The sequence below is a fragment of the Rhizobium sp. ERR 942 genome (assembly GCF_007828395.1).
GTDB lineage: Bacteria > Pseudomonadota > Alphaproteobacteria > Rhizobiales > Rhizobiaceae > Rhizobium > Rhizobium dioscoreae.
Genome location: NZ_VIUA01000001.1, coordinates 872,121 through 886,093, shown reverse-complemented (window position 1 = coordinate 886,093; position 13,973 = coordinate 872,121). Strand labels below are relative to the sequence as shown.

General features: G+C 60.2%; 11 protein-coding genes. 1 reads left to right on the top strand and 10 read right to left on the bottom strand.

Annotated elements, in window-relative coordinates; all coding sequences use genetic code 11:
• Positions 1-3: 3 nt before the first annotated feature.
• Both FBZ97_RS04325 and aqpZ read right to left on the bottom strand, forming a co-directional pair.
• Positions 4-930 carry a D-alanine--D-alanine ligase gene (locus tag FBZ97_RS04325; protein ID WP_145316735.1) on the bottom strand — a complete coding sequence of 309 codons (927 nt, stop codon included), beginning with the start codon at positions 928-930 and terminating at the stop codon, positions 4-6.
• A 300-nt stretch (positions 931-1,230) separates the two neighbouring features.
• Complete coding sequence (gene aqpZ, locus FBZ97_RS04320; protein ID WP_113332911.1) at positions 1,231-1,917, bottom strand: aquaporin Z; 687 nt, start codon at positions 1,915-1,917, stop codon at positions 1,231-1,233.
• A gap of 255 nt (positions 1,918-2,172) precedes the next feature.
• Here aqpZ and FBZ97_RS04315 point away from each other — a divergent pair, with 255 nt between their 5' ends.
• On the top strand, positions 2,173-3,504 hold the full coding sequence (locus FBZ97_RS04315) for an MFS transporter (RefSeq protein ID WP_106998269.1): 1,332 nt from the start codon (positions 2,173-2,175) through the stop codon (positions 3,502-3,504).
• Between the two features lie 92 nt (positions 3,505-3,596).
• On the opposite strand, the gene murB is transcribed toward FBZ97_RS04315, so the two are convergent.
• The 8 genes from murB to FBZ97_RS04275 form a co-directional block, all read right to left on the bottom strand.
• The gene (gene murB, locus FBZ97_RS04310) at positions 3,597-4,571 is read right to left on the bottom strand and encodes a UDP-N-acetylmuramate dehydrogenase (protein WP_145316733.1); all 975 of its coding nucleotides are present in this window, start codon (positions 4,569-4,571) and stop codon (positions 3,597-3,599) included.
• Positions 4,568-5,983, bottom strand: a complete 1,416-nt coding sequence (gene murC, locus FBZ97_RS04305; protein WP_145316731.1) for a UDP-N-acetylmuramate--L-alanine ligase — start codon at positions 5,981-5,983, stop codon at positions 4,568-4,570. Before murC ends, murB begins: the two co-directional genes overlap by 4 nt.
• Positions 5,980-7,101 carry an undecaprenyldiphospho-muramoylpentapeptide beta-N-acetylglucosaminyltransferase gene (gene murG / locus FBZ97_RS04300; protein WP_113351965.1) on the bottom strand — a complete coding sequence of 374 codons (1,122 nt, stop codon included), beginning with the start codon at positions 7,099-7,101 and terminating at the stop codon, positions 5,980-5,982. The genes murC and murG overlap by 4 nt, the downstream gene beginning before the upstream one ends.
• A 181-nt stretch (positions 7,102-7,282) precedes the next feature.
• Positions 7,283-8,437, bottom strand: a complete 1,155-nt coding sequence (ftsW, locus tag FBZ97_RS04295; RefSeq protein WP_069612536.1) for a putative lipid II flippase FtsW — start codon at positions 8,435-8,437, stop codon at positions 7,283-7,285.
• 1 nt (position 8,438) lies between these two features.
• Positions 8,439-9,851 (bottom strand): UDP-N-acetylmuramoyl-L-alanine--D-glutamate ligase, encoded by a 1,413-nt coding sequence (murD, locus tag FBZ97_RS04290; RefSeq protein ID WP_145316729.1) that lies wholly within the window; start codon positions 9,849-9,851, stop codon positions 8,439-8,441.
• Between the two features lie 7 nt (positions 9,852-9,858).
• Positions 9,859-10,980 (bottom strand): phospho-N-acetylmuramoyl-pentapeptide-transferase, encoded by a 1,122-nt coding sequence (gene mraY / locus FBZ97_RS04285; protein WP_145316727.1) that lies wholly within the window; start codon positions 10,978-10,980, stop codon positions 9,859-9,861.
• 11 nt (positions 10,981-10,991) lie between these two features.
• Positions 10,992-12,452, bottom strand: a complete 1,461-nt coding sequence (locus FBZ97_RS04280; protein WP_145316725.1) for a UDP-N-acetylmuramoylalanyl-D-glutamyl-2,6-diaminopimelate--D-alanyl-D-alanine ligase — start codon at positions 12,450-12,452, stop codon at positions 10,992-10,994.
• A complete protein-coding gene (locus tag FBZ97_RS04275; protein ID WP_145316723.1) occupies positions 12,449-13,912 on the bottom strand; it encodes a UDP-N-acetylmuramoyl-L-alanyl-D-glutamate--2,6-diaminopimelate ligase in 1,464 nt (487 codons plus the stop codon). The genes FBZ97_RS04280 and FBZ97_RS04275 overlap by 4 nt, the downstream gene beginning before the upstream one ends.
• Between the last annotated feature and the right edge of the window lie 61 nt (positions 13,913-13,973).

Here is a 13,973-nt window from a genome sequence, read left to right as displayed (position 1 = left end):
CCGTCAGCGCAAACAAGACGCGTCCTCCACCATCCACCGGAGAAATTCACCAAAAGAGTAGCCGGCATGAGCGGCCATTTCAGGCACCAGGGAGGTAGGAGTCATGCCCGGCTGGGTATTGATCTCCAACCAGACAAGTTCGCCCTCTTCGGAAAAGCGATCGTCAAAACGGAAGTCAGATCGACTAACACCGCGGCAGCCGATAGCTTCATGCGCCCTTAACGATAATGTTTGTATCTTTTGGTAAAGATTCGGTGAAATTTCCGCCGGCAAGACATGTTTTGAGCCACCCTTGGCGTACTTGGCGTCATAATCATAGAAGCTGTGACCGAGCGGCACGATCTCAGTCACGCCGAGGACTTTGCCGTTCATGACGCCACAGGTCAGCTCGCGCCCGTAGATATAACGCTCGACCAGAACCTCATCACCATAGCGCCATTCGGCAGAGGTAACGATCTGCGGCGGATGCGCCTGATCTTCCTTGACGATCACGACACCGAAGCTCGAGCCCTCGCGTACCGGCTTGACGACATAGGGCGGCTTCATCGGATGCTCGCCAACAATGGCGAAACGATCCATCACGATCGAGCTGGCAACCGGGATGCCCGCGGCAGCAGCCACCGTCTTCGCGCGTGACTTGTCCATCGCAAGAGCCGAGGCAAGCACGCCGGAATGCGTATAGGGAATTTGCAGATATTCCAGAATGCCCTGGATTGTGCCGTCTTCGCCGAATGGACCATGCAGCGCATTGAAGACGACATCGGGCTTCAATTCAGCCAAGCGGCTGGCGACGTCATGATCGACATCAACACGGGTAACCTGGAAGCCTTCTGCTTCGAGGGCATCGGCGCATGCCTTCCCCGAGGAAAGGCTGACCGGCCTCTCCGAGGAAAATCCGCCCAAAAGGACAGCCACATGCTTGCCACCCATCAATACCCCCGACTTCACGGTCTCTACTTTGCGTTTGCAGGGCCTCGCCTAGCCGCGATTCTCGCCCCGCTTTCAATAGGCCGATTAGAACGACATTAAGGTTAATGAAGCGTTTACTTTCGTTAACTTTCCGCCGACCTGGCGAGGGCCGCATGCTTCGAATCAAACCGACTTAAAGAATTCTGCCATTGGAATCATGGAGTTGCTACTTTTGAAATCACTACATTTAGATTTTTTTAAATAATAAGCCCCGCATCGAGCGCTCGATGCGGGGCCGCAGGCATTAAATTGAGGCCGAAATCACTCGCTGTCGTCGACCAGTTTCCAGACCAATCCGCCCAACGCTCCGCCGACGATGGGGGCGACCCAGAACAGCCAAAGCTGCTGCAGAGCCCAGCCGCCGACGAAGAGAGCCTGCCCTGTCGAACGAGCCGGATTGACCGACGTGTTGGTGATCGGGATCGAGATCAGATGGATCAGCGTCAGCGCCAAGCCAATGGCGATCGGCGCGAAGCCGGCCGGCACCTTGCTGCTCGTCGAGCCAAGAATCACGACCAGGAAGAACAGCGTCAGCACGATCTCGGCCACCAGTGCCGACACCATGGAATAGCCGCCGGGAGAATGTTCCCCATAGCCGTTCGCCGCAAAGCCACCGAGCTGGAAATCAGCCTTGCCGCTTGCGATCAGATAGAGCACGGCCGCGGCGACAACGGCGCCGATGACCTGTGCGATAATATAGGGAATGAGCTGCCCGCCGGGAAAGCGGCCAGCCACCGTCAGGCCGACCGAGACGGCCGGATTGAAGTGCCCTCCTGATATGCCGCCGACGGCAAAAGCCATAGTCAGCACAGTCAGACCGAACGCAAAGGCAACGCCTAGAAAACCGATACCGAGGCTCGGAAAGGCTGCTGCGAAGATCGCACTGCCGCAGCCGCCGAATACGAGCCAAAACGTCCCAAGAAACTCAGCGATGAGTTTTTTCTGCATGAAACCTTTCTCCTCAGCCCGCAATCCAAGCGAGAATCGGCCATTGGTGAAAAAGATTCCGGTAAGGACTCGCCGGAGCACGCCTCTCCAACAACAAACGCCCGCCTGATTGCTCACGAATCAACAATTACGGCAAAATAATAGCACGCAACCGCTGATTTCTTGCGTAGTTAACGTTTGCGTTGAACAAAAATTACGCTAAGGACAATTTTTATCCGCTAAGCGCTCCTTAGCGTCCTCTGAATTGGTGGGAACATGACTGACGCGATATCTCCTTTATCGCCGACCCCCTCGTCATCGAACAATGCTGTTGCGAATTCCCCGGCACGTGTTCTGATCGCGAGCCTCATCGGCACAACGATCGAATTTTTCGATTTCTATGTTTATGCGACGGCGGCGGTTATCGTCTTCCCGAAGCTGTTCTTCCCGGCAAGCGATCCGACTTCGGCAACTCTGCAGTCCTTCGCGACCTTCTCCATTGCCTTCTTCGCACGCCCGATCGGCGCGATGATCTTCGGCCATTTTGGAGACCGGATCGGCCGCAAGGCGACACTGGTCGCGGCTCTGATGACCATGGGCCTCTCGACCGTCGTGATCGGCATGCTGCCGACTTATGAGTCGATCGGCGTTCTCGCACCGATTCTGCTGGCACTTTGCCGTCTCGGCCAGGGTCTTGGCCTCGGCGGGGAATGGGGCGGCGCTGTCTTGCTTGCGACGGAAAATGCACCGGAAGGCAAGCGCAGCTGGTATGCCATGTTCCCGCAGCTCGGCGCACCGATCGGCTTCATCCTTTCGGCGGGTCTGTTCCTGATTCTGCGCGAGAGCATGGCGGATGCGGATTTCCTCAACTACGGCTGGCGCGTTCCGTTCCTGATCAGCATCGTGCTGGTCGCCGTCGGTCTGTATGTCCGCCTGAAGATCACCGAAACCCCGGAATTCCAGCGGGCCATCGAGAAGGAAGAACGCGTTTCCGTTCCGATCGCCGTCATCTTCCGCTCGCATTTCCGCAGCCTGATCCTCGGCACCATTATCGCGGTCGCGACCTTCGTGCTGTTCTATCTGATGACGGCATTCACACTGAGCTGGGGCACTCGCCCCCCGGGCAACGGGCCGCTTCCGGCCGGCCTCGGCTACTCCCAGGGCCAGTTCCTCGTCGTTCAGCTCGTCGGCGTCGTCTTCTTCGGCCTGATGATCCCGGTCTCCGGCCTCTTGTCCGACCGCTATTCGCGCCGTCTGGTTCTTATCCTGACGACGATCGGCATCCTGATCTTCGGCCTGTTCTACTCGTCGCTGCTGACGGCTGGCCTTGCCGGTGCCTTCGCCTGCTCGATCATCGGTCTTGCCCTGATGGGCTTTACCTATGGCCCGATCGGCGCGGCTCTGGCCGCCCCCTTCCCGACCAGCGTGCGCTATACCGGGGCGTCCATGACGTTCAATCTCGGCGGCATCGTCGGCGCGTCCCTGGCACCCTACATCGCCACATCGCTCGCGACCAATTACGGCCTTGTCTATGTCGGCTACTATCTCGCCGGCGCAGCAGTGCTCTCGCTGATCGGCATCCTGCTCTCGGGCAACGACGAAGTCTGAGAAAACAGGCATAAACCATTGAAAAGGCCGGGTGAAAACCCGGCCTTTTTGTTGAATCATTTTATGAAGCTGACACTGATTCCGGCCCGAACCTACTCTGTGGTCACACCCTGGAACGGGCGGACTTCACGGCCCGGCATGAAGTTTCCGAGGCGCTTGATTTCCCACTCCAGCTTGATGCCGGATTTCTCGAAAACCTCGCGACGCACTTGCTCGCCGAGATATTCCAGATCGTAACCCGTCGCCTGCTCCATGTTGATCATGAAGTTGCAATGCAGCGATGACATCTGCGCGCCACCGATAACCAGACCGCGGCAACCCGCCTCGTCGATCAGCTTCCAGGCGGAGAAACCATCCGGGTTCTTGAAGGTTGAGCCACCCGTCTTCTCGCGTACCGGCTGCACCGTTTCGCGATGAGCGCGCACGGCATCCATCTCGGTGCGGATCTTGGCGCGATCCTCCGGATATCCCTCGAAAAGGATATGTGTGAAGATCAGATCTTCAGACGCATCGGAATGGCGGTAGCTGTATCCCATTTCGGCATTGGTCAGCACGTGCTTGTCGCCCTTGCGGTCGACGGCATGCACCTCAATGACGCGCTCGCGGGTTTCGGCGCCATTGGCGCCTGCATTCATCCGCGCGGCACCACCGATGCTCCCGGGAATGCCGTAATAGAAATGGAAACCGCCGATGCTGTTGTCCATTGCCATGGCTGCGACATGCTTGTCCGGGCAGATCGCGCCGGCCAGGATGCGGTTTTCACCGGCAAGCTCGACGGAACCGAAGCCCTTGGCCGAAAGCCTGAGGACAACGCCCGGAATGCCGCCATCCCGCACCAATATGTTCGAACCCACGCCGACGACCGTCAGCGGCACCTCTTCCGGCAGGATCTTCAGGAACGTGATGAGATCGTCCGTATCGTGCGGCTGGAACATCAGTTCCGCCAGCCCGCCGGCGCGGAACCACGTCACACGATCCATCGGGGCATCCGGCGTCAGCCGTCCCCTGATGTCCTTTACACCGTCGCCGAGCGACGCCAGAAGCTTTTCCCCATCTACTTGTTTCATGCGGACTTACCCGAGAGGCCTTCCAATTCCTTTGGCAATGATGCTGCCCAATATGTGATGCTACCAGCCCCCAACAGAACCACAAAATCACCAGGTCGCGCAATCTCTGCAACCATGGCGGCAAGATCTTCCTGTGAAGGCAGATAGCGTGCATCGCGATGACCGCCTGCCTTGATGCGCGAAATCAGCCTCTGCGAATCAACGCCCTCGATCGGATCTTCCCCGGCGGCATAGACGGGCGCCAGGAAGATACTGTCGGCATCGTTGAAGCAAGCCGCGAATTCCTCGAAGAGGCTCGAAAGGCGCGTGTAGCGATGTGGTTGATGAACGGCGATGATGCGGCCCTTGCAGGCTTCGCGTGCTGCCTTCAGCACCGCCTTGATTTCGACGGGATGATGGCCGTAGTCGTCGAAGACTTTAACCCCGTTCCATTCGCCGGTCAGCGTGAAGCGGCGCTTGACGCCGCCGAAGGATGCAAGGCCCTTGGCGATCGCCTCATTGGAAATCCCCAGCCGGTTGGCAACCGCAACGGCGGCGGTCGCATTGGAAATATTGTGGCGGCCCGGCATTGGCATGATGAGATCCTTGATCTGGATCACCTTGCCGGTGCGGCGTCTGCGGATTTCGATATCGAACAGCGAACGCGTGCCATCGATCCGCACATTCGAGAAACGCACGTCGGCCTGTGGATTCTCACCATAGGTGATGACCTTACGGTCCTCGATGCGGCTAACCAGTGACTGCACTTCCGGATGGTCGATGCACATGACGCCGAAGCCGTAGAACGGCACATTCTCCACAAACTGCCGGAAAGCGGCGCGCACGGCATCGAAATTGCCGTAATGATCGAGATGTTCCGGATCGATATTGGTGACGACGGCAACATCCGCCGGCAGTTTCAGGAAGGTGCCATCCGACTCGTCTGCCTCGACCACCATCCACTCGCCTTCACCCATGCGCGCATTGGTGCCATAGGCATTGATGATACCGCCATTGATGACCGTGGGATCAAGGCCGCCGGCTTCCAGCAGCGTCGCCACGAGCGAGGTCGTCGTCGTCTTGCCATGCGTGCCGCCGATGGCAATCGCATTGCGGAAGCGCATCAATTCGGCAAGCATTTCGGCACGGCGCACGACTGGCAGCAGCTTTTCACGCGCCGCGACCAGCTCCGGATTGCTCTTCTTGATGGCGGTGGAGACAACGACGACTTCGGCATCGCCGAGGTTTCCAGCCTTATGACCGATATGGACCGGAATACCCTTGTCGCGCAGCCGCTGCACGTTGGCACTTTCCGATTGATCGGAACCCTGCACGCGATGGCCGAGGTTATGCAGAACCTCGGCAATGCCGCTCATCCCGATGCCACCGATACCGATAAAATGCACAAGGCCGATTGCCTTCGGCAGCTTCATGCGCCTGCCCCCTTGAATTGCTGAATTGAACGTCCCGCGGCAATAGCCTCAACCATGTCGGCAAGCAAGTTTGCCGCATCCGGTTTGCCCGCCTGCTTGGCTGATGCAGCCATCTTTGCGAGCTTTTCCGGCATGGTCATGGCGCCGCGCAAAATAGTGGAAAGTTTCTCCGGCGTCAGTTCCGACTGCACGATGACCTTGACGCCGCCGGTTGCCGCCAGTGCAGCCGCATTGGCCGCCTGATCGTGATCGAGCGCATGCGGATAGGGAACCAGGATCGCGGGGCGCCCAATAACCGCAAGCTCGGAGACCGTGGAGGCACCAGAGCGGCAGAGAACCAGATGCGCAGCGCCGATGCGTTCCGCCATATCGTTGAAGAACGGCGCGACATCGGCGCCCATGTCAAGCTTTCTCGTGCAGCTGTTGACCGTCTCCATATCCTCAGGGCGCACCTGCTGTGTAATGCGCAGCCGCTTGCGCAGCGGCTCCTCAAGCAGGCTGATCGCCGTAGGAACGGCCTTGGAGAAATATTGCGCCCCCTGGCTGCCGCCGAAGACGACAAGATTGAACGGATCTTCCGGACCAGATGGCACATAAGGGCGTTTTGCCGCTTCGATGACGGCCGGGCGCACGGGATTGCCCGTGGTCACCGTCTTCTCAGCAAACGCGCCGTTTTCGGTGAGGAAACCGCCGGCAATAGCGCGAACGCGCGTCGCCAGCATCTTGTTGGCGCGGCCCATGACCGCGTTCTGCTCGTGCAGCATGGACGGCACGCCCATGCGCGTCGCGGCCAGAAGCGGCGGAACCGTCGGATAGCCACCGAAGCCGACGACACAGACGGGCTTGATGCGCTGGATCAGCTTGCGCGCTGCACGCATGCCGGTCCATAGCGTCCAGAGGGCCTGCGCAACCTTTAACGGGTTCTTCGAGCCGATCGTTGCCGAGGGCACGACATGGATATCGTCTGCCGGAAATTTGCCGGCATAGCGTTCGGCACGGCTGTCGGTGACGAGGTGCACGGAATAGCCGCGCTCCTTCAGCTTATAGGCCAGTGCTTCGGCCGGAAATACGTGACCGCCGGTACCGCCGGCGGCAAGAAGGACAATGCCTTTACTCATGATTTTCGCTCCCGCGAATACCCCACTACTCGGGGCATCTCCCTGATATAGGAAGCCGCCCCGACCGCGTCATCGGCGCGGGCCAAGCCCCCCTCATAGACCGGCGTTTCGGGAAAAGCGACCGGAGAATGAAAAGCGGGCAGGAGATATGAGGAGCGGATGGCCGGTAGTCCCAAGACGATCACTCCGCCGGCAATCCGTGCGTCACGCGGAACATGGTCCGGTCCTGCGCACGCTTTTCCGGCCTGTGACGCGTCAGCGCCAGAATGAAGCCTGCCGTCACGCAGATCGCGGTCATCGACGAACCGCCGTAGGAAATCAGCGGCAGCGTCATGCCCTTGGCCGGCAGCAGCTGCAGGTTCACGCCGATGTTGATGATCGATTGAATGCCGATCTGCAGCACCAGACCGGCGACGGCAAAACGGTTGAAGTCGTTCTTCTCCTTGTAGGCATGCGACAGGCCGCGCAACACGAGGAAGGCGAAGATCAGCACGAGCACGATGCAGAAGATGGCACCGAACTCTTCGGCCGCCACCGAGAAGATGAAGTCGGTATGGGCGTCCGGAATGATACGCTTGACGATGCCCTCGCCAGGACCGACGCCGAACCAGTTGCCATGGACAATCGCTTCCTTGGCGGTGTCGACCTGGAACGTATCGCCCTCACCCGTCAGGAATTTGTTCACGCGTTGCGCCACGTGATCGAAGACATAATAGGCGGTGACGAAACCGCCCGCGCCGAGGCCGCCGAGCACGATGATCCACAGCCAGGGCATGCCGGCCATGAAGAACATGCCGCCCCAGACGGCGGTCGTCAGGATCGTCTGGCCAAGGTCAGGCTGCGCGACGAGCAAAGCGACGACGATGCCAAAGAGGATGATGGCGAAGAGATTACCCGGAATTTCCGGCTGACGTGCATGTTCGGAAAACAGCCAGGCGCAGACGACGACGAAAGCCGGCTTCATGAATTCCGAAGGCTGGATCGACAAGGCCGCGATATTCACCCAGCGCCGCGAGCCCTTGACCTCGATGCCGAAGAAAAGCGCGAAAAGCATCATCGCCAGCGATACGATCAGCAGGATGACGGCGGTCCGTCGCACCTGTCGGGGCGTCATGAAGGAAATGCCGATCATCGCCGCGATCGCCGGTATGAGGAACAGGGCGTGGCGCTTGACGAAGTGGAACGGCTCAAGCCCGATACGCTCCGCCACCGCTGGCGAAGCCGCGAAGGACAGCATGAAGCCGATGCCGATCAAGAGGATGAAAAGGGCGAGAAACACGCGGTCGATGGTCCAGAACCATTCGGCCAAGGCCCCACGTTCAACGCGGCTTACCATATCATTTGCCTCCAGTTGCTGAACCGATCAGCATGGTGACGCCATCGATCGCCGCGACATGGCTGACGAAGGCGTCGCCCCTGACCTCGAAATTCTTGTACTGATCGAAGCTTGCGCAAGCCGGTGACAGCATCACCGCCGCGGACTCCCGTTCATCCCTGTCCGCATCCGCGGCAGCATGCGCCACGGCGCGTTCCAGCGTGCCGGAAATCTCGTAAGGAACCCGCTCGCCGAGCGTCGCCGCAAAAGCGGGTGCCGCCTCACCGATCAGATAGGCCTTGGCGATACGCGGAAAGAGTGGCGCCAGGCTGGTGATGCCACCCTCCTTCGGCAGACCGCCCGCGATCCAGTAGATATTTTCGTAGCTCGAAAGCGCGGGCGCGGCTGCATCCGCATTGGTCGCCTTGGAATCGTTGACGAAGACGACCCGGCCGCGCCTTCCCACAGGCTGCATGCGATGCTTGAGGCCGGGGAAGGATTTCAGTCCGGCCCGGATCTCCTCGGCGGAAATGCCGACGGCGAGGCAGGCGGCAATCGCCGCGGCTGCGTTCTGTGCGTTATGGCCGCCGCGCAAGGTCTGGATACCGTCGAGATCGGCGATCTCGCTTGCCGCGCCGTTCGATGCCTGCAGGATGCGGCTGCCCTCGGCATAGAGACCATCCGCTAGGGCATGCCGGCGCGAAATTCGCGTGACCTTGCCGCCGGCTCGCTCGATACGGTCGGCGATCAGGGAGGAATAGCTGTCATCGACGCCGACGACGGCGACATCGCTGCCCGCGACAAGCCGCTCCTTGATGTCAGCGTAATGCTGCATCGTGCCATGGCGATCGAGATGATCGGGCGTCAGGTTCAGCAGGATGCCAGCGGACGGGTTGAGCGTCGGCGCCAGATCGATCTGATAGGAGGAACATTCGCCGACGTAGAAACGCCCGGACTTAGGCGGATCGAGCGTCAGCACCGCAGTCCCGATATTGCCGCCGAGCTGCGTGTCCCGCCCGCTCGATTGCAGGATATGGGCGATAAGCGCCGTCGTCGTCGATTTGCCATTCGTTCCAGTAATCGCGATGAAAGGGCAATCCGGGGCATGCGCCCGCCGCTCCCTCACGAAAAGCTCGACATCGCCGATAATCTCAACACCGGCGGCATGGGCAAGATCGACGGTCCAGTGCGGCTTCGGGTGCGTCAGCGGCACGCCGGGCGACAAAACGAAAACCGACAGGCCGCTCCAGTCGATCGTCCTCAGATCGGCAACCGCTATTCCCTCGGCAGCCGCCTTGGCCACGCTATCCGGATTGTCGTCCCAGGCCGTCACATCGGCGCCGCCGGCAACCAGCGCGCGTGCCGTGGCAAAGCCGGAGCCGCCAAGGCCGAAGAGAGCGACCTTCTTTCCGTTCAGCGTGGTGACGGGTATCATTCTTGCCTCACCGCAGCTTCAGGGTGGAAAGGCCGATCATCGCGAGAATGACGGCGACGATCCAGAAACGCACGACGACCTGGCTCTCCGTCCAGCCCTTCTTTTCGAAGTGATGGTGGATCGGCGCCATCAGGAAGACGCGACGCTTCGTCATCTTGAAGAAGCCGACTTGAATGATGACGGAAAGCGCCTCAAGCACGAAGAGACCGCCGATGATCGCCATGACAATCTCGTGCTTGGTGGCGACGGCAACGGAGCCGATCATGCCGCCGAGAGCCAGCGAACCAGTATCGCCCATGAAGATTGCGGCTGGCGGCGCGTTGAACCAGAGGAAACCGAGGCCGGCGCCGATGACAGCACCAAGGACGACAGCTAGTTCGCCCGTTCCAGGCACGAAATTGATCGCCAGATAGTCGGCAAAGACGAAGTTACCGGCGAGGTAGGCGATGATGCCGAAGGAGGCCGCGGCAATCATCACAGGCACGATCGCCAGCCCATCCAGGCCGTCCGTCAGGTTGACGGCATTGCCAGCGGCAACAATGACGAAAGCGCCAAAAAATACGAAGAACATGCCAAGATTGAGCAGCAGATTCTTGAAGAAGGGGAAGGCAATCGACGAGCCGAAGGTAGAGCCGGCGGGACCGGAGGACAGCGCTGTCGTCATCATGAAATAGACGGCAATCGCGGCAATCACGAATTCAATGCCGAGTCGTGCGCGGCCGGAAAAGCCCTTGTCGCTCTGCTTCGTGACCTTGAGATAATCGTCGTAGAAGCCAATGGCACCGAAACCGAGCGTCACAAGCAAGGTGGCGACGACATAGACATTGGCAAGATCAGCCCACAGCAGCGACGAGACGACGATACCGGCCAGGATCATGAGGCCGCCCATGGTCGGGGTGCCGGCCTTCTTGAAATGGGTCTGCGGACCATCGGCGCGGATCGGCTGCCCTTTGCCCTGACGCACACGCAAGGAGGAGATGATTCGCGGCCCGAAGAGAAAAACGATCAACGCTGACGTGAACAGGGCACCGCCGGTACGGAACGTGATGTATCTGAACAGATTGAGGAATCTGAAGTGGGTACTGAAAAAATGAATATGGTCCGACAGTTCGGCAAGCCAGATCAGCATAAGAGCCCTTTCTAAAGCCCCTGATGGGTGTGGGGGCCCGTGTCGGAAAATGCGGGAAATTTGTCAAGCAAGCCCGCAATGATCTTTCCAAACCCCATTCCCAGCGACGATTTCACCATCAAGACATCGCCGGGGGCGACAGAATTGAGCGCGAATTCCGAGAGCTCCTCAGTCGTCTCGTGATATTCGACGTGAACACTTTCCGGCAGCTCATCCCGCAAAGCCGCCATCTCCGGACCAGCCAGCCAGACATGCTCGATGCCAGCCGCAAGCAGCGGCCCGGCAAGGTTGGCATGCACGCGCTGGGCATAATCCCCCATTTCCAACATGTCGCCGAGCATGGCAATCCGCCTGCCCGGCCGTCCGCCTGGTCCCGCATGCGGCGATGTCGTCGCCAGCAACGCGATGGCCGCGCGCATGGAGGCAGGATTGGCGTTGTAGCTTTCGTCGATCAGCGTGAAGTAGCCGTTGCCGATCGCGCGCTTGTGGCGTTGGCCCCTGCCCTTTTCCGGCTGCAGGTCGGCCAGCGCATCGACCGCCCGATCCAGATCGGCCTCCACAAGCATGACGGCGCCCAGCACGGCAAGCGCGTTTTCCGCGATATGACGCCCCGGTGCGCCAAGCGCCACTTCCATGGTCTCGCCGCCGATCGTCAGCCAAAGCGTCGAATTCTCTTCCGAAGCATTGAATTCGGCGAGGCGCACCTCGGCCTTCGCGTGCTGGCCGAAGCTATGGATATGCTCGATGCCGGCCGCCATGGCAGCCTTCTCCAGCATCTCGAACTGATCGTTGTCGTGATTGAGAATGGCATGACCGCCCGGCACGACACCGTCGAATATCTCCGCCTTTGCGGCAGCAATCTCGGTGATGCTGTTGAAATTGCCGAGATGGGCCGGCGCAATCGTGGTGATGATCGCGACATGCGGCTGCACCATCTTGACCAGCGGCCTAATCTCTTCGGGATGGTTCATGCCGATCTCGAAAACGCCGAAATCGGTATCCTCAGGCATGCGAGCCAATGTCAGCGGCACGCCCCAATGATTGTTGAAGGAAGCAACGGAGGCATGCACCTTGCCCGAAGGCGTCAGCGCGCGGCGCAGCATCTCCTTAGTCGTCGTCTTGCCGACCGAACCGGTGACGGCGATGATCTTCGCCTGCGTGCGCTTGCGGGCGGCAACACCGAGCCGCGCAAGCGCCGCCAAGACGTCATCGACGACCACCTTCGGCACGGCCAGGCCGCCCATCGCAGGCAAGCGTGCCTCACTGATCACGATGAAAGCGGCGCCGTTCGCCATAGCGATATTGGCATAGTCATGACCATCGACGCGATCGCCCTTGATGGCGAAAAAGGCCTCGCCCGGCTGGATGGAACGACTGTCTATGGAAATGCCCGTGATACCAGCGGGCAGCGATCCGACGAAGCGGCCCGAGATTGCAGCGATCAGATCCTCAGTTGTCCATAGCCAGCTCAAGACTTCAAATCCTCCAATGCTTTGCGCAATTCGGCATGGTCGGAGAACGGCAGCGTGACGCCGCCGATCGTCTGACCTTCCTCATGCCCCTTGCCGGCAACGATCAGCGTGTCGCCGGATTTCAGCAGGCCGACAGCCTTGCGGATCGCTTCGGCGCGATCGCCGATCTCCGTCGCGCAAGCGGCAGCCGCCATGATCTCCGAGCGGATCGCCGCCGGATCCTCAGAGCGCGGGTTGTCGTCGGTGACAATGACGACATCGGCCAGACGGCAGGCGATCTCACCCATGATCGGACGCTTGCCGCGATCGCGGTCACCGCCACAGCCGAAGACGACGATGACCCGGCCCGTCGTGAACGGCCGCACCGAATTCAGGACGTTTTCCAGCGCATCCGGCTTATGGGCATAGTCGACATAGGCGAGCGCGCCGTCATGCGTATGACCGACCAGCTCCAGGCGGCCGGACGCACCGACGAGCTTTTCGAGCGCTGCCATGGCGATGGGCGCGGCAATACCCGTCGAGATCGCGAGACCGGCAGCAACCAGCGCATTGGCGATCTGGAAATCTCCGGCAAGCGGGATATGAACTTCGAAGATGTCGTCGCCGACATGGACCTCGGCGATCTGCTTGTGGCGAAAATGCTCGACGCGCTTCAGCGTCAGGAAATCGCCCTTTCGCCCGACGGTGCGGACACCATGCCCAGCGTCTCTGGCGGCGGCAATCGCCTGCGCGGACCAGGCATCATCGGCAAAGATAACAGCCGGTGAACCCTTCGGCAGCAAATCGCGGAACAGCCGCATCTTGGCCGCCATATAGTCCTCGACCGTCGGATGGTAATCCATGTGATCGCGGCCGAGATTGGTGAAGGCAGCGGCAGCAAGCTTCACGCCGTCGAGCCGGAACTGATCGAGGCCGTGGCTGGATGCTTCCATCGCCGCATGGGTAACGCCCTCGTCCGCCAGTTCGGCCAGCAACTTGTGCAGCGACACCGGATCGGGCGTCGTCAACGCACCATATTCGTTGCGGGTCGGCGAAACGACGCCCGTCGTGCCGATCATGGCGGCCGGATGGCCGGCATAGGCCCAGATCTGACGCGTAAAGGAAGCAACCGAAGTTTTGCCCGCAGTTCCCGTCACCGCCACCATGGTTTCCGGCTGGCGCCCGTAAAAACGGGAAGCGACGACAGCGAGGAACCGGCGCGGCTCGTCAACCTGCAGCAGCGGCACATTACCGGCATCAGCCAAGTGACCCGCAACGATAACGGAAGCGCCGCGCGAAACGGCATCGGCGATGAAACTTGCTCCATCCGCCTTCGTGCCGGCAACGGCGACAAAGGCCATGCCCGGCGCCACTTTACGGCTGTCGGCGGAGATCCCGCTTATCTCAAGATCGCCAAGCGCTCCGCCAATATATGTGTTGAGTTCCGGAAACTCATTTCCGGCAATATCCCGCAAGTTCATCGAATGTACTTTTCGCCTTCTCGATCAGTCCGCCCCTCGCGAATCGACGTGTGTATTCTTT

Coding starts and splice junctions, on each gene's coding strand:
- ftsW (WP_069612536.1), bottom strand. CDS start 8,437: ATGGTAAGCCGCGTTGAACGTGGGGCCTTGGCCGAATGGTTCTGGACC.
- murD (WP_145316729.1), bottom strand. CDS start 9,851: ATGATACCCGTCACCACGCTGAACGGAAAGAAGGTCGCTCTCTTCGGC.
- FBZ97_RS04315 (WP_106998269.1), top strand. CDS start 2,173: ATGACTGACGCGATATCTCCTTTATCGCCGACCCCCTCGTCATCGAAC.
- murB (WP_145316733.1), bottom strand. CDS start 4,571: ATGAAACAAGTAGATGGGGAAAAGCTTCTGGCGTCGCTCGGCGACGGT.
- FBZ97_RS04275 (WP_145316723.1), bottom strand. CDS start 13,912: ATGAACTTGCGGGATATTGCCGGAAATGAGTTTCCGGAACTCAACACA.
- murG (WP_113351965.1), bottom strand. CDS start 7,101: ATGAGTAAAGGCATTGTCCTTCTTGCCGCCGGCGGTACCGGCGGTCAC.
- murC (WP_145316731.1), bottom strand. CDS start 5,983: ATGAAGCTGCCGAAGGCAATCGGCCTTGTGCATTTTATCGGTATCGGT.
- mraY (WP_145316727.1), bottom strand. CDS start 10,980: ATGCTGATCTGGCTTGCCGAACTGTCGGACCATATTCATTTTTTCAGT.
- FBZ97_RS04325 (WP_145316735.1), bottom strand. CDS start 930: ATGGGTGGCAAGCATGTGGCTGTCCTTTTGGGCGGATTTTCCTCGGAG.
- aqpZ (WP_113332911.1), bottom strand. CDS start 1,917: ATGCAGAAAAAACTCATCGCTGAGTTTCTTGGGACGTTTTGGCTCGTA.